The organism is Yersinia sp. 2466 StPb PI, assembly GCF_041538325.1.
In the GTDB taxonomy this organism is placed as follows: domain Bacteria; phylum Pseudomonadota; class Gammaproteobacteria; order Enterobacterales; family Enterobacteriaceae; genus Yersinia; species Yersinia enterocolitica_E.
Genome location: NZ_JAULSL010000001.1, coordinates 4,618,621 through 4,640,058, shown reverse-complemented (window position 1 = coordinate 4,640,058; position 21,438 = coordinate 4,618,621). Strand labels below are relative to the sequence as shown.

Genomic DNA, 21,438 nt, shown 5'->3' with positions numbered 1-21,438 from the left:
TTCAGCGGGAAAGCGTATTATCTGCCTCCCGCGTTACCGTAAGATTCGCCGAAAGGCAAACGGGTAACGAACGCTCTTTAACAATTTATCAGACAATCTGTGTGGGCACTCGCAAGACGATATCGAAGCCTGTTTCGGCAGGCAGAAGAAATATCAAAGTCTTGAAGAGTGACCAAAGCAGTACACATTTGAACTTCGGTTCGAATGCTTATTTGCAGAAAGTAATCTTTGAGCATCGCTGCTTTTATTAGCAGCAAATCAAACAAATCTTAAATTGAAGAGTTTGATCATGGCTCAGATTGAACGCTGGCGGCAGGCCTAACACATGCAAGTCGAGCGGCAGCGGGAAGTAGTTTACTACTTTGCCGGCGAGCGGCGGACGGGTGAGTAATGTCTGGGAAACTGCCTGATGGAGGGGGATAACTACTGGAAACGGTAGCTAATACCGCATGACCTCGCAAGAGCAAAGTGGGGGACCTTCGGGCCTCACGCCATCGGATGTGCCCAGATGGGATTAGCTAGTAGGTGGGGTAATGGCTCACCTAGGCGACGATCCCTAGCTGGTCTGAGAGGATGACCAGCCACACTGGAACTGAGACACGGTCCAGACTCCTACGGGAGGCAGCAGTGGGGAATATTGCACAATGGGCGCAAGCCTGATGCAGCCATGCCGCGTGTGTGAAGAAGGCCTTCGGGTTGTAAAGCACTTTCAGCGAGGAGGAAGGCAATCGTGTTAATAGCACGGTTGATTGACGTTACTCGCAGAAGAAGCACCGGCTAACTCCGTGCCAGCAGCCGCGGTAATACGGAGGGTGCAAGCGTTAATCGGAATTACTGGGCGTAAAGCGCACGCAGGCGGTTTGTTAAGTCAGATGTGAAATCCCCGCGCTTAACGTGGGAACTGCATTTGAAACTGGCAAGCTAGAGTCTTGTAGAGGGGGGTAGAATTCCAGGTGTAGCGGTGAAATGCGTAGAGATCTGGAGGAATACCGGTGGCGAAGGCGGCCCCCTGGACAAAGACTGACGCTCAGGTGCGAAAGCGTGGGGAGCAAACAGGATTAGATACCCTGGTAGTCCACGCTGTAAACGATGTCGACTTGGAGGTTGTGCCCTTGAGGCGTGGCTTCCGGAGCTAACGCGTTAAGTCGACCGCCTGGGGAGTACGGCCGCAAGGTTAAAACTCAAATGAATTGACGGGGGCCCGCACAAGCGGTGGAGCATGTGGTTTAATTCGATGCAACGCGAAGAACCTTACCTACTCTTGACATCCACAGAACTTAGCAGAGATGCTTCGGTGCCTTCGGGAACTGTGAGACAGGTGCTGCATGGCTGTCGTCAGCTCGTGTTGTGAAATGTTGGGTTAAGTCCCGCAACGAGCGCAACCCTTATCCTTTGTTGCCAGCACGTAATGGTGGGAACTCAAGGGAGACTGCCGGTGATAAACCGGAGGAAGGTGGGGATGACGTCAAGTCATCATGGCCCTTACGAGTAGGGCTACACACGTGCTACAATGGCAGATACAAAGTGAAGCGAACTCGCGAGAGCAAGCGGACCACATAAAGTCTGTCGTAGTCCGGATTGGAGTCTGCAACTCGACTCCATGAAGTCGGAATCGCTAGTAATCGTAGATCAGAATGCTACGGTGAATACGTTCCCGGGCCTTGTACACACCGCCCGTCACACCATGGGAGTGGGTTGCAAAAGAAGTAGGTAGCTTAACCTTCGGGAGGGCGCTTACCACTTTGTGATTCATGACTGGGGTGAAGTCGTAACAAGGTAACCGTAGGGGAACCTGCGGTTGGATCACCTCCTTACCTAACGATACGCATTGCGCAGTGTCCACACAGATTGTCTGATAGAAAGTAACGAGCAAATAAGGCCGGACTGAGAGATTAGTCGGGCTTTAGTACCTTGTTGGGTCTGTAGCTCAGGTGGTTAGAGCGCACCCCTGATAAGGGTGAGGTCGGTGGTTCAAGTCCACTCAGACCCACCAACTCATCCTCATAGTGCGTTACAGACACACTCGTTTATACCCATAAACGTCGCGTGACTGCACCTTGTCTGAGAATGAGTTATGCCGATAAGGTATTTTGCTTTTTATATGGGGCTATAGCTCAGCTGGGAGAGCGCCTGCCTTGCACGCAGGAGGTCAGCGGTTCGATCCCGCTTAGCTCCACCATATAAAAAAACTATTTCAAAACGTACTGCGGCCGTAAGGCACAGTGTGTTGTGAAATATTGCTCTTTAACAATCTGGAACAAGCTGAAAATTGAAACAATACAGCTGAAACTTATCTCTCCGTAGAATTACTGAGGTAAGGATTAACCTGTATTAGAGTCTCTCAAATAATCGCAATGCCAATGTGTATTCTGATGAAGAGAGTCGCGTGAGCTAAGTGAAGGCAAGGCGTACGGCACGGAGGAAGCGGAGTGAACTTCATGTTCATGAGCATTCCGAGTACCGCACAACGCTGTATTCACGACGCGCAACCGACTTGAACAGAAGAAACACCTTTGGGTTGTGAGGTTAAGCGACTAAGCGTACACGGTGGATGCCTAGGCAGTCAGAGGCGATGAAGGGCGTGCTAATCTGCGAAAAGCGTCGGTAAGCTGATATGAAGCGTTACAACCGACGATACCCGAATGGGGAAACCCAGTGCAATTCGTTGCACTATTGCATGGTGAATACATAGCCATGCAAGGCGAACCGGGGGAACTGAAACATCTAAGTACCCCGAGGAAAAGAAATCAACCGAGATTCCCCCAGTAGCGGCGAGCGAACGGGGAAGAGCCCAGAGTCTGAATCAGTTTGTGTGTTAGTGGAAGCGTCTGGAAAGTCGCACGGTACAGGGTGATAGTCCCGTACACCAAAACACACTTGCTGTGAACTCGATGAGTAGGGCGGGACACGTGACATCCTGTCTGAATATGGGGGGACCATCCTCCAAGGCTAAATACTCCTGACTGACCGATAGTGAACCAGTACCGTGAGGGAAAGGCGAAAAGAACCCCGGCGAGGGGAGTGAAATAGAACCTGAAACCGTGTACGTACAAGCAGTGGGAGCCTACTTTGTTGGGTGACTGCGTACCTTTTGTATAATGGGTCAGCGACTTATATTTTGTAGCAAGGTTAACCGAATAGGGGAGCCGTAGGGAAACCGAGTCTTAACTGGGCGTCTAGTTGCAAGGTATAGACCCGAAACCCGGTGATCTAGCCATGGGCAGGTTGAAGGTTGGGTAACACTAACTGGAGGACCGAACCGACTAATGTTGAAAAATTAGCGGATGACTTGTGGCTGGGGGTGAAAGGCCAATCAAACCGGGAGATAGCTGGTTCTCCCCGAAAGCTATTTAGGTAGCGCCTCGTGAACTCATCTTCGGGGGTAGAGCACTGTTTCGGCTAGGGGGTCATCCCGACTTACCAAACCGATGCAAACTCCGAATACCGAAGAATGTTATCACGGGAGACACACGGCGGGTGCTAACGTCCGTCGTGAAGAGGGAAACAACCCAGACCGCCAGCTAAGGTCCCAAAGTCATGGTTAAGTGGGAAACGATGTGGGAAGGCATAGACAGCCAGGATGTTGGCTTAGAAGCAGCCATCATTTAAAGAAAGCGTAATAGCTCACTGGTCGAGTCGGCCTGCGCGGAAGATGTAACGGGGCTAAACCATGCACCGAAGCTGCGGCAGCGACACTTAGGTGTTGTTGGGTAGGGGAGCGTTCTGTAAGCCGTTGAAGGTGACCTGTGAGGGTTGCTGGAGGTATCAGAAGTGCGAATGCTGACATAAGTAACGATAATGCGGGTGAAAAACCCGCACGCCGGAAGACCAAGGGTTCCTGTCCAACGTTAATCGGGGCAGGGTGAGTCGACCCCTAAGGCGAGGCTGAAAAGCGTAGTCGATGGGAAACAGGTTAATATTCCTGTACTTGGTGTTACTGCGAAGGGGGGACGGAGAAGGCTAGGCTAGCCGGGCGACGGTTGTCCCGGTTTAAGCATGTAGGCGGAGCGACTTGGTAAATCCGGTTGCTTATCAACGCTGAGGTGTGATGACGAGCCACTACGGTGGTGAAGTAGTTGATGCCAAGCTTCCAGGAAAAGCCTCTAAGCATCAGGTAACATTAAATCGTACCCCAAACCGACACAGGTGGTCAGGTAGAGAATACTCAGGCGCTTGAGAGAACTCGGGTGAAGGAACTAGGCAAAATGGTGCCGTAACTTCGGGAGAAGGCACGCTGGCATTAGGTAATGGGACTTGCTCCCGGCGCCGAAGCCAGTCGCAGATACCAGCTGGCTGCAACTGTTTAATAAAAACACAGCACTGTGCAAACACGAAAGTGGACGTATACGGTGTGACGCCTGCCCGGTGCTGGAAGGTTAATTGATGGGGTCAGCCGCAAGGCGAAGCTCTTGATCGAAGCCCCAGTAAACGGCGGCCGTAACTATAACGGTCCTAAGGTAGCGAAATTCCTTGTCGGGTAAGTTCCGACCTGCACGAATGGCGTAATGATGGCCAGGCTGTCTCCACCCGAGACTCAGTGAAATTGAACTCGCTGTGAAGATGCAGTGTACCCGCGGCAAGACGGAAAGACCCCGTGAACCTTTACTATAGCTTGACACTGAACATTGAGCCTTGATGTGTAGGATAGGTGGGAGGCATCGAAGTGTGGACGCCAGTCTGCATGGAGCCAACCTTGAAATACCACCCTTTAATGTTTGATGTTCTAACTCGGCCCCGTGATCCGGGGTGAGGACAGTGTCTGGTGGGTAGTTTGACTGGGGCGGTCTCCTCCCAAAGAGTAACGGAGGAGCACGAAGGTTAGCTAATCACGGTCGGACATCGTGAGGTTAGTGCAAAGGCATAAGCTAGCTTGACTGCGAGAGTGACGGCTCGAGCAGGTACGAAAGTAGGTCTTAGTGATCCGGTGGTTCTGAATGGAAGGGCCATCGCTCAACGGATAAAAGGTACTCCGGGGATAACAGGCTGATACCGCCCAAGAGTTCATATCGACGGCGGTGTTTGGCACCTCGATGTCGGCTCATCACATCCTGGGGCTGAAGTAGGTCCCAAGGGTATGGCTGTTCGCCATTTAAAGTGGTACGCGAGCTGGGTTTAGAACGTCGTGAGACAGTTCGGTCCCTATCTGCCGTGGGCGTTGGAAGATTGAGAGGGGCTGCTCCTAGTACGAGAGGACCGGAGTGGACGAATCACTGGTGTTCGGGTTGTCATGCCAATGGCATTGCCCGGTAGCTAAATTCGGAAGAGATAACCGCTGAAAGCATCTAAGCGGGAAACTTGCCTCGAGATGAGTCTTCCCTGGGGCTTTAAGCCCCCTGAAGGAACGTTAAAGACTATGACGTTGATAGGCTGGGTGTGTAAGTGCAGCGATGCATTGAGCTAACCAGTACTAATGATCCGTGAGGCTTAACCTTACAACACCAAAGGTGTTTTAGATTTGAGAGATAGAAATTTTCAGCGAAGTTCCGAGATTGGGCTGGCTGGCTGTGTGCAGGATTGCATAGCGGGTTAGTTTAGACAGAATTTGCCTGGCGGCCATAGCGCGGTGGTCCCACCTGATCCCATGCCGAACTCAGAAGTGAAACGCCGTAGCGCCGATGGTAGTGTGGGGTCTCCCCATGCGAGAGTAGGACACTGCCAGGCATCAAACACGAGTTACCAGAGTGACATCTGGTAACTAACAAAATCGCTTAGAGCGGTTTTGCACAGCGCGGAGCGCTGGCCCTGTCAAGGGTAAGTATCGGGAAGATACGCGTAAAAGAATCGGTGGAGCGGTAGTTCAGTTGGTTAGAATACCTGCCTGTCACGCAGGGGGTCGCGGGTTCGAGCCCCGTCCGTTCCGCCACTTATTTAAATTATGCCTGCTTATCTTAGCAGGCATAATGTTAAGCATAATTTAGGGGCGTAGCTCAGTTGGTAGAGCACCGGTCTCCAAAACCGGGTGTCGCGAGTTCGAGTCTCTCCGCCCCTGCCATATAAATAGCCCTTCGCGAAAGCGAGGGGTTTTTTTATGCCCAAAAATCGTAATTAGTACATTTATGATACGTCGATACACTTACACTACTTCTTTAACATAGTTCTGCTTTTATCTTGACCTCTGTTCTGGCCTCTATTCCCTCATATTTTCCATCCATTTTACCAATTCCGAAAAGATCTTTTTGTTCGAACAATATTCTGCCATTAACAACAGTTCTTTTTTAAACCTGACAAAGTTTTAAAAGGTAACGTTCCCAATGCATACCTATTTAGCTGAATTTATGTACAAAACGATTGTTATTCTGTGGTGTGACGTTGCTCATTATTACTTTTACAAAATGTACTAAAACTAATTAACATTTTAGCTATCAGGAAGCTCACCTTAAAAAACATCATATGCTTTTAGAACAACATAATTTGCAAATTGGCCGATGCTCAGGACAGTAAATGACCTGAATGATTACCTTAACTGTTCTTCGGAATGGTAGTGAGTCAGCGGCTCGACGATGACAAGTGAGGAGAGAAATATGTACAGGCGTTTACTGTTAGCAGCAGCTGTAACAGCGGCAATGTGTAGTGCAGTCCAAGCGGCTCCGCTAGTCGTGGGTTTTTCTCAAATTGGTTCAGAGTCCGGTTGGCGCTCTGCGGAAACTAAGGTTTCTAAACAAGAGGCTGAAAAGCGCGGTATTACATTAAAAATCGCGGATGCTCAACAAAAACAAGAGAACCAAATCAAGGCTGTTAGATCGTTTATTGCTCAGGGTGTTGATGCCATTTTTATTGCTCCTGTGGTTGCAACGGGTTGGACACCGGTTTTGCAGGAAGCGAAAGAAGCTAAAATCCCGGTATTCCTGCTTGACCGAATGATAGAGGTGAATGACCCCTCCCTGTACACCGCCGCAGTGGCTTCAGACAGTGTATATGAAGGTAAAGTCGCTGGTGAGTGGCTACTGAAAGATGTGGCAGGTAAACCTTGTAATGTTGTTGAACTACAAGGCACTGTTGGCTCGAGTGTGGCTATTAACCGTAAGAAAGGTTTTGCTGACGGGATAGCGTCGGCACCTAACGTAAAAATAATTCGCTCTCAGTCCGGGGATTTCACACGGAGTAAAGGCAAAGAAGTAATGGAGAGTTTCATTAAAGCGGAGCAAAACGGTAAGAACATCTGTGCTGTCTATGCACATAACGATGATATGGCGATAGGTGCCATTCAAGCCATTAAAGAAGCCGGGTTGAAGCCGGGTTCAGAGATCAAAATTGTATCCATCGATGGCGTTCCTGATATTTTTAAAGCGATGAGTAGCGGAGAGGCTAATGCTACTGTTGAGTTGACACCGAATATGGCAGGCCCTGCTTTCGATGCATTAATTGCGCTGAAGAAAGATGGCACCCAACCGCCTAAGTTTATCCAGACAGAATCTCGTCTGTTACAGCCTGATACGGCTAAACAGGAATACGAATCCAAGAAGAGCCTTGGTTATTGATTCAAATGGCGGGGCTTGCCCCGCCTGCTTTCGTCACCTGTATTTGGGCAATATCTGAGTCGTTTTTGAACGTGGGTACATCTGATGGAAACACTGCTAGAAGTCCGTGGCTTGTCAGTTGAATTTCCTGGTGTTAAGGCATTGGACTCTGTCGATTTTTCTCTGCTTCGCGGTGAAGTTGTCGCATTGTTAGGGGAAAATGGTGCAGGAAAGTCGACTTTAATCAAAGCATTAACTGGGGTCTATAAGCGGGCCGCCGGTGAAGTTTATTTAGATGGTAAGGCCATTTGTCCCCTTGATACTGCGGATGCCCAGAAACTGGGGATTGGCACTGTTTATCAAGAGGTCAACTTGCTGCCCAATATATCTGTTGCGGCAAATCTATTCATTGGCCGTGAGCCATTACGTTGGGGGCTAATTGACCATCGCACAATGAATCTACAGGCAGAAAAGCTGCTAACGGGCTATGGTCTTACATTAGATGTGCAGCAACCGTTAGCTAACTTTTCTATTGCAATACAACAGATTGTCGCCATTGCTCGTGCGGTCGATCTATCAGCAAAAGTACTTATTCTGGATGAGCCAACGGCAAGTTTAGATGCTAAAGAAGTCAGTATGTTGCTGGATATTTTGCGTCAGTTACGAGATCAGGGTATCGGTATGGTATTCGTGACGCATTTCCTCGATCAGGTTTATCGGATCAGTGATCGTATTACTGTCTTACGCAATGGCAAACTTGTTGGCACTAAAACAACCGCAGAACTTCCCCGTATCGAATTGGTTCAGATGATGTTGGGTCATAGCTTTGATGAGCAATTACTCAAACGTGGTGAACATAATATTGTGGCAAGCAACCCACTGGTTGAGTTTAAAAACTATGGTCGGCGGGGTGTGGTGGAAAACTTCGATTTGGCTGTTTCTCCTGGTGAAATTGTCGGACTTGCTGGACTATTGGGGTCTGGGCGCACCGAGACTGCGCAATTAATTTTTGGTGTTACGACACCGGATACTGGGGAGGCCAAAATACAAGGCAAGCCCGTTAAGATCCGAACACCACGCACGGCATCAAAATTCGGTTTTGGCTATTGCCCAGAAGATCGTAAAACTGATGGCATCGTCGGTGCTGCAACAGTTCGGGAGAATATTATTCTGGCCTTACAGGCCCAGCGCGGATGGCTAAGGCCACTTTCAATGCGGGAACAAACGCAAATTGCTGAGCAATTCATTCAGCAGCTTGGTATTCGTACTCCTGGCCCTGAGCAACAAATTCAGTATCTCTCCGGTGGAAACCAGCAAAAAGTTTTATTAGCGCGCTGGCTTGCCACAAAACCTCGATTTTTGATTTTAGATGAGCCAACGCGCGGTATTGACGTGGGGGCGCATGCTGAAATTATTCGGCTGATTGAGAAACTGTGTGATGAAGGGCTGGCACTGTTAATTATCTCTTCCGAATTAGAGGAATTGGCAGGTTATGCCGATCGCGTCATTGTTCTGCGTGACCGTCGACATATTGCACAACTCGGTCACGATGAGATTTCCGTTCCTGCCATCATGCAGGCGATCGCGGTGCAATAAGGAGTTACTTCATGGTTAATAGGAGCCTGTCAATGCCGCAACGACCGCGCAAAGTTAAATGGGTCTTGCCGAAAGGTGCCACTCAATTTGGTGCTCTGGCGGTCATTTTATTGATTGATAGTTTAGTCGCCCCGAACTTTTTCTCGATCCATATTCAGGATGGACGGTTGTTTGGCAGTGTCATCGATATTCTAAATCGCGGTGCTCCCGTTGCTTTACTGGCATTAGGTATGACACTGGTCATTGCTACTGGCGGCATTGATTTGTCGGTTGGTGCGGTAATGGCAATAGCCGGTGCAACTGCAGCCACACTGACCAGTGCTGGATATCCTTTACCCACGGTATTAGTCGCCGCCCTTGCGGTTGGCGCGTTATGTGGTTTATGGAACGGTTTCTTAGTGGCGGTATTACAAATCCAACCGATTGTGGCCACCTTAATGTTAATGGTGGCAGGACGGGGGATAGCCCAGCTTATTACTGAGGGGCAGATTGTTACATTTGATACAGGTGGCTTGGCGAAGTTGGGTAGCAGCACGCTGATGTATTTGCCGATGTCAGTAGTCATCGCATTTAGTATGTTGATTATAGTGTGGTTATTGACCCGAAAAACAGCACTGGGTCTATTCATTGAGTCCGTTGGTATCAACTTACGATCAGCACGTAATGCGGGAGTGAGTACTCGCTTGGTGCTGATTGCCGTGTATGTGATTTGTGGTATCTGTGCAGCGGTCGCTGGCATTATTGTGACGGCAGATATTCGTGGTGCCGATGCTAACAATGCTGGTTTATGGCTGGAGCTGGATGCAATTCTGGCGGTAGTCATTGGTGGTGCATCTTTAATGGGAGGGAGGTTTAATCTTTTGCTTTCGGTTATTGGCGCTTTGATTATTCAAGGGATGAATACAGGGATCTTACTTTCAGGCTATCAGCCAGAATTTAACCTGGTCCTTAAAGCTATTGTGGTATTAGCCGTCTTGATTGTGCAGTCACCGATGATCTCATTTAGCCATATCTTCACGAGGCGAAAATAATGTTAAAGCGCAATATTCCTTTGCTGATTACTATCGCCGTTTTTATTCTGGGATACGCTTTTTGTCTCAGTCAGTTCCCCAGTTTCTCCTCCACCCGAGTGTGGTGTGATTTACTGACTGATAATGCTTTTCTGGGCATCGTCGCTGTAGGGATGACTTTCGTTATTCTATCGGGCGGCATCGATTTATCGGTTGGGTCGGTAATTGCATTTACCGGCGTGTTATTGGCTAAGTTAATCGGAACTTATGGTATTCACCCAATGTATGCTTTTGCCATTGTCTTAGTTATGGGGGCGATGTTTGGTGCATTGATGGGATGGATTATTGATTCTCTGAAACTCCCTGCGTTTATTATTACTCTGGCTGGGATGTTCTTCGTTCGTGGTATGAGTTTTATCGTCTCTGAAGAGTCGATACCTATTGATCACCCACTTTATGCCACGCTGGCGAATTATGCCTGGAAAGTTCCTGGTGGCGGGCGATTCACATTATTAGCCTTCATCATGCTAATGGTTGTGGCATTTGGCATTCTGTTGGCTCATCGAACCCGCTTTGGTCATAATGTTTATGCCATTGGCGGTAATAGCGTTTCTGCTGGACTGATGGGTGTTCCTGTCAGGCAAACGACAATTAAAATTTATATGTTATCGAGCACGTTAGCCGCGCTATCGGGAATCGTTTTCTCACTCTATACCTCTGCTGGCTATGCATTAGCAGCCAGTGGTGTTGAGCTAGATGCCATTGCCGCAGTCGTTATCGGTGGCACATTACTTACCGGTGGTATCGGGACAGTTTTCGGCACGCTGTTTGGCGTCTTGATTCAGGGGTTGATTCAGAGCTATATCACATTCGATGGCACACTTAGCTCATGGTGGACCAAAATTGTCATCGGAATATTATTATTTAGCTTTATTGCGATTCAGAAGGCGATGAGTGCTTTTTATCTGAACCGGCGTGCTCGCCCTCAGTCGCCGCCACTTAATCCCGTATAGCGCTCTGAGCTGCGTTATTCATCGGTGTTTTTAACAGTTGTCGAATCAATGTTTGCTGGTCACTGTTTTGCAACCAAACAGCATACAGTGGCCGCACAATAGCTGGCATATCAGCGTTCATGGCCAATTGAGGGTATTCTTTTTGCCAGTGTTCGGGCAGGAAAGCACAGCCACCGGTGGTTTCCAATAGCTGCCGGGTCAAATGTGCCGATGTGGTCGTTAATACCGGCATTTGCTCGCTCTCCAGCAATCTATTCTCTTGCTGATGAAAATCAGCTCCCCACTCAAGCTTGATGTAAGGTGCCTCATTTGCATTTTTATGCTCGGCGTCTGGCTCAGTTTCTTTCGATAAATCAATCGGCTCAAAAGAAAATAGTCGCAGCGAAAAATGCCCTAACAGTTGGCTTGCCAGTTCATCCATTTTAGGCGGTTCGGTCGTTATCAATAAATCCAGTTGCCGCTCGTGCAACTGTTTCACCAGCGAGTGCCGCAGTGCAATCCGCGCCTCAAGGCGCAATGCCTCTCGTTGTTTATATAATTGTTGCAACCACGGAGTGAGGTATGCCTCCCACAGTGAGGCGGTTGCACCAATGGACAACTCGGTATGCTGTAGTGAGTGAGCAACCTCTTTTTTGGCTAGTTGCCAGGTACTCATCAGTGTTTCTGCGTAAGGCACCAAACGTTCTCCCGCAGGTGTCAGACGAATATTATTGCGATGACGAGTGAATAAATTTGCACCTAATTGATTTTCCAACTGACGGATACGAAAACTTACCGCCGACTGTGTTAAGTACAAAGATTCAGCAGCGCGACCAAAGTGGCGAGTCCTACTGACCTCCAAAAAGGTTTTCAGTAATTCGGTATCCAAACCCATCTCCAATTTTTTTTGTCGTTAAGATTTAAATGTTTTGTTTTACACGCTGTCAAGCCTATCTAATACTCCGCGCCATAAACAGCACGACCATGAGAGAATTAGGAGCGTGTCAGATGGCGGATAGCTTCATCACGACCAATCGTTTTTTTGATAATAAGCATTATCCTCGCGGGTTCTCGCGCCACGGCGATTTCACCATTAAAGAGGCGCAATTACTAGAGCGCCATGGCTACGCCTTCAACGAACTCGATCTCGGAAAACGCCAGCCTGTAACGGAAGAAGAACAGTTGTTTGTTGCTGTTTGTCGCGGCGAACGTGAGCCCGTCAGTGCCGAGGAGAAAGTCTGGTCCAAATATGTGACCCGAACTCGTCGTCCTAAACGATTCCATACTCTATCAGGCGGCAAGCCGCAGATGGATGCGGTGGAAGATTATACCGATAGCGACGATTAATCCCCTCTTATCCTTCGTCCTTGAAATCGCAGGGGTGTTCGCGGCGCGCTCTTACCCGAATCACTTACTTGAGTAAGCTCATCGGGATGCGTTTGCTTGCAGCCTACCTGCGATTCCAATGACTTTGGATAATACTCTTCGTTAGTGGAACCACAGGGGTGTTAGCGGCGCGCTCTTACCCGAATCACTTACTTGAGTAAGCTCATCGGGATGCGTTTGCTTGCTGCCTACCTGCGATTCCAATGACTTTGGATATCAGAGAGGTGTTTGATAATAGTGGATTTTTTTCTCCCCTATTTACATCAGGCTCTTGTGTAACTGCAACAGCAGCCGGTCCATACAACGATAGCTCAGTGCTTCCGAAAGATGATTTCTTTGGATGTAATTCTCCTGAGCGAGATCGGCAATGCTCCGCGCTACTTTTAAAATATGGTGCCAGGCGCGTACCGACAAACCCAGCGTCAGCAGGACTTGCTCCAGAAAGGCCGCATTCTCAGGAGTGAGGGAGCAATATTCGGCAATTTCTTGGCTATTAAGCTGAGAATTTATCTTCCCTGCTCGATCCAATTGCCTCTGCCTTGCCTGCAATACTCGTAGCCTGACCGTTTCACTGCTTTCCCCTTGATGTTTCTGAGCCCCCAGCATACCTGATGGCAGCAATGGCACCTCTATCGACAAATCAAACCTGTCCAGAAACGGCCCCGACAATTTTGCCAGATAGCGCAGAATCTGTTGTGGCGGTGTACGGTTATGGACACCCTGATAATGGCCGCTGGGGCTGGGGTTCATTGCGGCAATCAGTTGCACTTTGGCAGGAAAGCACACTTTAGCCGCTGCACGAGAAATGATAATTTCGCCTGATTCCAGTGGCTCGCGCAGTGAATCCAGCACCCGACGTTCAAATTCAGGTAATTCATCCAGGAAGAGTACACCATTGTGCGCCAATGAGATTTCACCGGGGCGTGGAATAGAACCACCGCCAATCAGTGCCGCCATTGAGGCGCTATGGTGGGGGGCGCGAAAAGCCCGGCAACGCCATTGGGCGGGTAGCACGTTACTGTGCAGTAGACCGTTAATGGCCGCGGCCTCTAATGCCTCTTGATCCGTCAGCGGCGGCAATAATCCAGTTAACCGATTTGCCAGCATCGTTTTGCCCGTTCCTGGTGGCCCGAGTAATAGCAGGTTATGGCCCCCCGCCGCAGCAATTTCTAAGGCTCGCTTAGCCTGTGACTGCCCAATGATATCTTGCAGGTCGAGGCTGCTATCCCACTCTGGTGTAGATTCAACTAGCTGGCCCTGAGCAAGGGTATTTTCACCCTGTAAAAAACCGCACACGGCTAACAAGTGATCGGCAACCCGGCTGTTACCTTGTGGAATAAGACCTATCTCAAGATTATTCGCGACCGGAAGAATTAATTGCCGCTGAACTTGGCTACTGGCGAGTGCTGCCGGAATTGCGCCGCTAACCCGCCTTAGCGCCCCTGATAGGGCTAACTCACCCAAGAACTCATAGTGGGTTAATTTATCCGCAGGAATCTGTTCTGACGCTGCCAGTATTGCTAAAGCGATAGGGAGATCATAGCGGCCACCCTCTTTCGGCAAGTCTGCCGGTGCCAAACTAACAGTGATACGTTTCGCCGGAAAGGTGAATCCACTGTTGATTAATGCGCTCCGAACCCTATCTCGAGCCTCTTTTACGGTGGTTTCCGGTAATCCGACCAAAATCAATCCGGGGAGCCCATTGCTGATATGAACTTCTACTGTAACCGGTGGGGCCTGAATGCCTAATGTGGCGCGGGTATGAATGGTTGCCAGTGACATGCTGCTTTCCTTTGCCGTGATGTGTCCTTAGGGCTACCGGGACTTTTATTAATCGACCGGGCTGAGATATGAGGTAGCCGCAGCAGTGTGCCCTAGGTCTTTTTTGAGTACAGCGAAAAAGAATTGATTTGCGAACGCTCGCGAGAAATTTCGATGCAAGGGAAGTATCAAAATTAAAAATTGCGATACGGTACGCAAAAAATGGCCAAACTACTGATATGAGTATTACTAATTGATAAATAATATATTTGTGTCATATCGTGTAGCGGCTCACAGAATAATAATTTAAATAAATATTGTCAGATAACCAATAACTGTGATAACTCTGTAGGTATTCGTTCGACACTGACAGATGAACAACCTAATTATGAAAGCGATTGTCCAAGTGATTAACCTAGTCCTAATTAGCGTGGTGGTGATTATTATCCCACCGTGCGGGGCTGCACTTGGACGAATAAAGGCATAAAAATCAAGCCTTAATCTCAAGAGAACCCCCGCACCGAAAGGTCCGGGGGTTTTTTTATTGGTACGTTAAAGACGCGAGGAACATAAAATGCACAACAGAATAAAATCCTGTGCCTCCCGCAAAAGGTCGGGGAAATAACTATGAATGGTGCTCAGTGGGTGGTTCAAGCGTTGCGTGCGCAGGGTGTTGATACGGTATTCGGCTATCCGGGTGGAGCAATAATGCCTGTCTACGATGCTTTGTATGATGGTGGTGTCGAGCATTTGCTCTGCCGCCATGAGCAAGGTGCTGCGATTGCTGCCATTGGCTATGCCCGTGCAACCGGTAAAGTCGGGGTGTGTATTGCCACTTCTGGACCTGGAGCCACTAATCTGATCACCGGTTTGGCTGATGCATTGCTGGATTCAGTGCCGGTCATTGCTATCACCGGTCAGGTGGGGTCTGCTTTAATCGGTACTGATGCTTTTCAGGAGATTGACGTATTGGGTTTGTCACTTGCCTGTACCAAACACAGTTTTCTGGTTGAATCATTAGAGGCGTTGCCTGGTATCATGGCGGAGGCGTTTGCCATTGCTACCAGTGGCCGTCCTGGACCGGTTTTAATCGATATTCCGAAGGATATTCAGTTAGCTGTGGGTGATTTAACCCCGCACCTGATGCCAGTTGAAGAGCATCTTGTTGATTCTGCTGCCGAGTTACAACAAGCCTGGGATATGCTGGCAACCGCGCAAAAACCGATGTTGTATGTCGGTGGCGGGGTTGGCATGGCACAGGCCGTTCCTGCTTTACGTGCTTTTATCGAGGTAACGGGTATTCCTGCGGTTGCCACTCTGAAGGGTTTAGGCGCACCGGATACTAATCATCCGTGCTATCTGGGTATGCTGGGGATGCATGGCACTAAAGCCGCAAACTTTGCGGTGCAGGATTGCGATTTATTGATAGCGGTTGGCGCGCGGTTTGATGACCGTGTCACCGGCAAGCTGAATACATTCGCCGCAAAAGCAAAAGTTATCCATATGGATATCGACCCGGCTGAATTGGGTAAATTGCGTCAGGCGCATGTCGCGTTGCAGGGCGATTTGAAAGTATTGCTGCCCGCATTACAGCAACCGTTGGATATCCAGCCGTGGCGTGATGAGGTCATGGCATTGAAACACCAGCATAGCTGGCGCTACGATCACCCTGGCCAGGCAATTTATGCTCCGTTGTTACTGAAGCAGATATCTGAACGCAAAGCACCACAAGCGGTAGTGACTACCGATGTGGGCCAGCACCAGATGTGGACGGCGCAGCATATGAACTTTACCCGACCTGAGAATTTCATCACATCCAGCGGTTTGGGCACGATGGGTTTTGGTGTGCCGGCCGCGGTTGGCGCACAAATGGCCCGTCCTGATGACATGGTTATCTGTATCTCCGGTGACGGTTCGTTTATGATGAATGTTCAGGAGTTGGGCACGATAAAACGAAAACAGTTACCGCTGAAAATCGTATTATTAGATAACCAGCGATTGGGTATGGTTCGACAGTGGCAGCAACTGTTTTTTGATGGACGTTATAGCGAAACCAATCTTTCTGATAACCCCGATTTCATCACACTGGCCAGTGCGTTTAATATCCCCGGCCAACGTATCACCCGCAAAGACCAAGTCGACGCCGCTCTGGATGCGCTGTTTAACAGCGAAGGCCCTTATCTGCTCCAGGTTTCCATCGACGAACTCGAAAACGTTTGGCCGTTAGTGCCGCCAGGCGCAGGTAATGAAACCATGCTGGAGAAAATCTCATGATGCACCATCAATCCTCTATCCAACATCAAATCTCTATCCAAGCCCGCTTCCGCCCTGAAATGTTAGAGCGTGTATTGCGGGTTGTGCGGCACCGTGGCTTCCAGGTTTGTGCTATGAATATGTCGCCAATGATTAATGCTGAGAATATTAATATTGAATTGACCGTTGCCAGCGGGCGACCTGTCGATTTACTGTCTTCTCAGTTAAGTAAGCTTATGGATGTCGCCTGCGTCGAGATCCTACAACCTAATACATTACAGATACGCGCCTGATGCGCCACAAGGAAAGAAAAGAATGACGAAGAAAGCTGATTTTATTTGGTTTAACGGTGACATGGTTCCGTGGGCAGAGGCTAAAGTTCACGTGATGTCTCACGCGTTACACTACGGCACGTCAGTCTTCGAAGGTGTCCGTTGCTACGACTCCCACAAAGGGCCGGTAGTTTTCCGTCACCGCGAACATATGCAGCGTTTACATGACTCAGCTAAAATTTATCGTATGCCGGTTTCCCAGTCGGTTGATGAGCTGATGGAAGCCTGCCGTGCGACATTGCGTAAAAACAATCTGACCAGCGCGTATATCCGCCCGTTAGTGTTTATTGGTGATGTCGGTATGGGTGTGAACCCGCCAGATGGCTATAAAACAGATGTGATAATCGCCGCGTTCCCATGGGGTGCTTATCTGGGTGCGGAAGCGTTGGAGCAAGGCATTGATGCCATGGTGTCCTCATGGAACCGTGTGGCACCAAATACCATTCCAACTGCGGCAAAAGCCGGTGGTAACTACCTGTCCTCCTTGTTGGTGGGCAGCGAAGCACGCCGTCACGGTTATCAGGAAGGGATTGCGCTGGATATTCATGGCTTCTTGTCTGAAGGTGCGGGTGAAAACCTATTTGAAGTAAAAGATGGCATCCTGTTCACGCCGCCGTTTACCTCTTCAGCCCTGCCGGGTATCACCCGTGATGCGATTATCAAACTGGCGAAAGATATGGGTCTGGAAGTGCGTGAGCAAGTGTTGTCACGTGAATCTCTCTATTTGGCGGATGAAGTCTTTATGTCCGGTACTGCGGCAGAAATTACCCCGGTACGCAGCGTGGATGGTATTCAAGTCGGTATTGGTAAACGTGGCCCGGTTACCACCAAGATCCAACAAGCATTCTTTGGCCTGTTCACCGGTGAAACTGAAGATAAGTACGGTTGGCTGGATCCAATCAATCAATAATCAATAAAAACTGACAGACAGAATCAGCAGGTGGTTCGTTCGCCACCTGCAACACAGAATACATTGGAGTGAAGAGACAATGCCTAAGTACCGTTCCCATACCACCACTCATGGCCGCAATATGGCCGGCGCTCGTGCACTGTGGCGCGCTACCGGTATGACCGATGATGACTTCGGCAAACCGATTATTGCAGTGGTTAACTCATTTACCCAGTTTGTACCGGGCCACGTTCATTTGCGCGACTTAGGCAAGCTGGTAGCGGAGCAAATTGAAGCGTCTGGCGGCGTGGCTAAAGAGTTCAACACTATTGCGGTGGATGATGGGATCGCGATGGGCCACGGCGGCATGCTCTATTCACTGCCTTCACGTGAATTGATTGCCGACTCCGTAGAATACATGGTTAACGCTCATTGCGCGGACGCCATGGTGTGTATCTCTAACTGCGACAAAATTACCCCAGGGATGCTGATGGCGTCTCTGCGTTTGAATATTCCGGTGATCTTTGTGTCCGGCGGCCCGATGGAAGCGGGTAAAACCAAGCTGTCCGATAAAATCATCAAACTGGATCTGGTGGATGCCATGATCCAGGGCGCAAACCCGAATGTCAGTGATGCCGACAGTGAGCAGATTGAACGCTCTGCCTGCCCGACCTGTGGTTCCTGCTCGGGGATGTTTACTGCCAACTCGATGAACTGCTTAAATGAGGCGCTGGGTCTGGCGCTGCCGGGTAACGGTTCACTGTTGGCGACCCATGCTGACCGTAAACAACTGTTCCTCGATGCTGGTAAGCACATTGTTGAGCTGACTAAACGTTATTACGAACAGGATGATGTTAGTGCCTTGCCGCGCAGCATCGCGAACAAAGCCGCATTTGAAAACGCTATGACGCTGGATATCGCGATGGGCGGCTCGACCAACACCGTGCTGCACTTACTGGCCGCAGCACAGGAAGGGGAGGTTGATTTCGATATTAGCGATATCGACCGTTTATCTCGTCAGGTGCCTCATTTGTGTAAAGTCGCGCCGAGCACGCAGAAATACCATATGGAAGACGTGCACCGTGCAGGTGGGGTTATGGGTATTTTAGGCGAACTGGACAGGGCTGGCTTGCTTAACCGCGAGGTGCGTAATGTGTTGGGGCTGAATCTGACCGATACGCTGGAAACCTATGACGTGATGCTTACCGGTGACGAAGGGGTCAAGCAGATGTACGCCGCGGGCCCGGCGGGTATTCGTACCACTAAAGCCTTCTCGCAGGATTGCCGCTTCCCATCACTGGATACTGACCGCGAAGAGGGTTGTATCCGTACTCGCGAACATGCTTACAGCCAAGACGGCGGTTTAGCTGTGCTGTACGGCAATATCGCCGCGAACGGTTGTATTGTTAAAACCGCCGGTGTGGATAAAGAGAGCCTGACCTTCCGTGGCCCGGCAAAAGTGTATGAGAGTCAGGATGATGCGGTAGCAGCGATTCTCGGCGGTAAAGTTGTGGCGGGTGACGTGGTCGTTATCCGTTACGAAGGGCCAAAAGGTGGGCCGGGGATGCAGGAAATGCTCTATCCGACCACCTATTTGAAATCCATGGGATTAGGCAAGAGCTGTGCTTTGCTGACTGATGGCCGTTTCTCCGGCGGGACGTCTGGTTTGTCGATTGGTCATGTTTCACCAGAAGCGGCCAGTGGCGGCCTGATTGGTCTGGTGCAGGATGGCGATTTCATTGATATCGATATCCCGAACCGTGGCATTGTGTTGGATGTGAGCGAATCTGAGCTGACCGCTCGTCGTGAAACTGAAGAAGCCCGTGGCGATGCTGCCTGGTCGCCTAAAGCCCGCGAACGTCAGGTTTCTTATGCACTGCGCGCTTATGCTCTGCTGGCAACCAGCGCCGACAAAGGTGCTGTGCGCGACAAAAGTAAGCTGGGAGGCTAATACCCATGGCGGTATCACAACCCTTATCTGCTGCCCCTTGCGGGGCAGAATATCTGCGGGCGATATTGCGCGCGCCGGTGTATGAGGTGGCGCAAGTCACCCCGTTGCAAGTGATGGAAAAAATCTCTTCCCGCCTGGCTAATACTATTTTGGTTAAACGTGAAGATCGCCAGCCAGTGCACAGTTTTAAGCTGCGTGGTGCTTATGCGATGCTGGCGGGTCTGACAGAAGAGCAGAAAGCCTGTGGTGTGATAACCGCCTCTGCCGGTAATCATGCGCAAGGTGTCGCCCTCTCAGCCAGTAAGCTGGGTATCAAGGCACTTATCGTGATGCCGGTAGCAACCGCTGACATCAAAGTGGATGCCGTGCGCGGTTTTGGTGGTGAGGTGCTGCTGTTCGGTGCCAATTTCGATGAAGCCAAAGGCAAAGCTATCGAGTTATCTCAGCTGCAGGGTTATACCTTTGTGCCGCCGTTTGACCATCCGGCCGTTATCGCCGGGCAGGGGACGCTGGCGATGGAGTTACTCCAGCAAGACGCACACCTTGATCGGATTTTTGTCCCGGTCGGTGGCGGTGGGCTGGTGGCCGGTGTGGCGGTGCTTATCAAGCAACTGATGCCGCAGATTAAAGTGATCGGGGTTGAAGCGGAAGACTCAGCTTGTTTACGTGCCGCACTGGATGCGGGCAAGCCGGTTGACCTGGCCCGTGTTGGGTTATTTGCCGAGGGTGTCGCCGTTAAACGTATTGGCGATGAGCCATTCCGCCTGTGCCAAGAGTATTTGGACGAGGTGATAACCGTCGACAGTGATGCTATCTGTGCGGCAGTAAAAGATTTATTTGAAGATGTGCGTGCCATCGCCGAACCTTCTGGTGCTTTGGCGCTGGCGGGCCTGAAAAAGTATGTTCAGCAGCATAATATCAAAGGCGAACGTCTGGCCCATGTGCTGTCCGGTGCTAACGTGAACTTCCACGGCCTGCGCTATGTGTCAGAACGTTGTGAGCTGGGCGAGCAGCGTGAAGCTTTGCTGGCCGTAACTATCCCCGAGAAAAAAGGCAGTTTTCTCCGTTTCTGCGAGTTGCTGGGGGGGCGTTCGGTCACTGAATTCAACTACCGTTATGCGGATGCCGATAATGCCTGCATTTTCGTAGGGGTACGTTTGACGCGCGGCTATGCCGAGCGGGCAGAGATATTGGCTGAGCTACAGGCAAAAGATTATCAGGTGGTGGACCTATCTGACGACGAGATGGCCAAACTGCATGTGCGTTATATGGTGGGTGGTCGACCTTCCAAACCATTGCGTGAGCGGCTGTACAGCTTTGAATTCCCTGAATCACCGGGCGCATTGCTGAAGTTCTTGCATACATTAGGTACGCACTGGAATATCTCTTTGTTCCACTATCGTAGCCATGGCACTGATTTTGGTCGGGTATTGGCAGGGTTTGAGTTGTCAGATTCTGAGCCGCAATTTGAAGAGCACTTGGCCGCTTTGGGCTATGATTGCCATGATGAAACCAACAACCCGGCGTTTAAGTTCTTTTTGGCGGGTTAAGTTTTGGCTGGATGAAGTGGCGGTGAATACCTATCAACCACAATAAAACTCAGGGCTAATAAGCGCTGAGTTTTTTATTTCCACTTAGTTATATTTAATCTTCTTATATATTCTCAAAAATAAGCATTCCAAATGAAATTCAGTATTAGTGCAGTGTAATATCATCTGTGGATTTATTAATTGAGATGAATAATATCGCAGTTAATAACCATGTCGTTGAATGATTATTTTTCATGGTTTGAATAATATATGGAGTTTTTA

General features: G+C 49.7%; 13 protein-coding genes, 4 tRNA genes and 3 rRNA genes. 18 read left to right on the top strand and 2 right to left on the bottom strand.

Features of this window, described 5'->3' with window-relative positions; genetic code table 11:
- Positions 1-271 precede the first annotated feature (271 nt).
- From Q2T72_RS20950 to yjfF, 11 genes are all read left to right on the top strand, one after another.
- Positions 272-1,814, top strand: a 16S ribosomal RNA gene (locus Q2T72_RS20950).
- Between the two features lie 102 nt (positions 1,815-1,916).
- Positions 1,917-1,993 (top strand) — tRNA-Ile (locus tag Q2T72_RS20945).
- A gap of 110 nt (positions 1,994-2,103) precedes the next feature.
- Positions 2,104-2,179 (top strand) — tRNA-Ala (locus tag Q2T72_RS20940).
- Positions 2,180-2,524: 345 nt separating this feature from the next.
- Positions 2,525-5,432 (top strand): 23S ribosomal RNA (locus Q2T72_RS20935).
- A 113-nt stretch (positions 5,433-5,545) separates the two neighbouring features.
- Positions 5,546-5,661 (top strand): 5S ribosomal RNA (gene rrf, locus Q2T72_RS20930).
- Together the 16S, 23S and 5S rRNA genes with 4 tRNA genes alongside form the textbook arrangement of a ribosomal RNA operon.
- A 125-nt stretch (positions 5,662-5,786) precedes the next feature.
- Positions 5,787-5,863: transfer RNA gene (locus tag Q2T72_RS20925), tRNA-Asp, on the top strand.
- Positions 5,864-5,916: 53 nt separating this feature from the next.
- A tRNA-Trp gene (locus Q2T72_RS20920) sits at positions 5,917-5,992 on the top strand.
- A 529-nt stretch (positions 5,993-6,521) separates the two neighbouring features.
- Positions 6,522-7,478, top strand: a complete 957-nt coding sequence (gene ytfQ / locus Q2T72_RS20915) for a galactofuranose ABC transporter, galactofuranose-binding protein YtfQ (RefSeq protein WP_005162730.1) — start codon at positions 6,522-6,524, stop codon at positions 7,476-7,478.
- An 84-nt stretch (positions 7,479-7,562) separates the two neighbouring features.
- Positions 7,563-9,053: a galactofuranose ABC transporter, ATP-binding protein YtfR gene (gene ytfR / locus Q2T72_RS20910; protein ID WP_083161828.1), complete on the top strand. Its 1,491-nt coding sequence runs from the start codon at positions 7,563-7,565 to the stop codon at positions 9,051-9,053.
- Positions 9,054-9,064: 11 nt separating this feature from the next.
- On the top strand, positions 9,065-10,084 hold the full coding sequence (gene ytfT / locus Q2T72_RS20905; protein ID WP_083161830.1) for a galactofuranose ABC transporter, ATP-binding protein YtfT: 1,020 nt from the start codon (positions 9,065-9,067) through the stop codon (positions 10,082-10,084).
- Positions 10,084-11,076: a galactofuranose ABC transporter, permease protein YjfF gene (yjfF, locus tag Q2T72_RS20900; protein WP_083161832.1), complete on the top strand. Its 993-nt coding sequence runs from the start codon at positions 10,084-10,086 to the stop codon at positions 11,074-11,076. The genes ytfT and yjfF overlap by 1 nt, the downstream gene beginning before the upstream one ends.
- Here the strand turns inward: yjfF and hdfR are convergent.
- The gene (hdfR, locus tag Q2T72_RS20895; RefSeq protein WP_083163991.1) at positions 11,063-11,944 is read right to left on the bottom strand and encodes an HTH-type transcriptional regulator HdfR; all 882 of its coding nucleotides are present in this window, start codon (positions 11,942-11,944) and stop codon (positions 11,063-11,065) included. The two genes, yjfF and hdfR, sit on opposite strands and share 14 nt — an antisense overlap.
- A gap of 119 nt (positions 11,945-12,063) precedes the next feature.
- Between hdfR and Q2T72_RS20890 the strand changes: the two genes are divergently transcribed.
- Entirely contained in the window at positions 12,064-12,402 is a 339-nt protein-coding gene (locus tag Q2T72_RS20890) for a DUF413 domain-containing protein (protein ID WP_005190326.1), read from the top strand.
- A gap of 297 nt (positions 12,403-12,699) precedes the next feature.
- Here Q2T72_RS20890 and Q2T72_RS20885 read toward each other — a convergent pair whose 3' ends face one another.
- The gene (locus Q2T72_RS20885; protein WP_372569773.1) at positions 12,700-14,223 is read right to left on the bottom strand and encodes a YifB family Mg chelatase-like AAA ATPase; all 1,524 of its coding nucleotides are present in this window, start codon (positions 14,221-14,223) and stop codon (positions 12,700-12,702) included.
- Positions 14,224-14,590: 367 nt separating this feature from the next.
- Between Q2T72_RS20885 and ilvL the strand changes: the two genes are divergently transcribed.
- The 6 genes from ilvL to ilvA all read left to right on the top strand — a co-directional run bounded on the left by ilvL (position 14,591) and on the right by ilvA (position 21,177).
- Positions 14,591-14,689 carry an ilv operon leader peptide gene (gene ilvL, locus Q2T72_RS20880; protein WP_071817873.1) on the top strand — a complete coding sequence of 33 codons (99 nt, stop codon included), beginning with the start codon at positions 14,591-14,593 and terminating at the stop codon, positions 14,687-14,689.
- 140 nt (positions 14,690-14,829) lie between these two features.
- Positions 14,830-16,476: an acetolactate synthase 2 catalytic subunit gene (gene ilvG, locus Q2T72_RS20875; protein ID WP_083161836.1), complete on the top strand. Its 1,647-nt coding sequence runs from the start codon at positions 14,830-14,832 to the stop codon at positions 16,474-16,476.
- A complete protein-coding gene (ilvM, locus tag Q2T72_RS20870; protein ID WP_372560674.1) occupies positions 16,476-16,748 on the top strand; it encodes an acetolactate synthase 2 small subunit in 273 nt (90 codons plus the stop codon). Before ilvG ends, ilvM begins: the two co-directional genes overlap by 1 nt.
- A 22-nt stretch (positions 16,749-16,770) precedes the next feature.
- Positions 16,771-17,697, top strand: coding sequence for a branched-chain amino acid transaminase (locus Q2T72_RS20865; RefSeq protein WP_083161838.1), 927 nt, complete (start codon positions 16,771-16,773; stop codon positions 17,695-17,697).
- A 79-nt stretch (positions 17,698-17,776) separates the two neighbouring features.
- Positions 17,777-19,627: a dihydroxy-acid dehydratase gene (gene ilvD / locus Q2T72_RS20860; RefSeq protein ID WP_083161840.1), complete on the top strand. Its 1,851-nt coding sequence runs from the start codon at positions 17,777-17,779 to the stop codon at positions 19,625-19,627.
- Positions 19,628-19,632: 5 nt separating this feature from the next.
- On the top strand, positions 19,633-21,177 hold the full coding sequence (gene ilvA / locus Q2T72_RS20855) for a threonine ammonia-lyase, biosynthetic (protein WP_372569772.1): 1,545 nt from the start codon (positions 19,633-19,635) through the stop codon (positions 21,175-21,177).
- Positions 21,178-21,438: the final 261 nt, after the last annotated feature.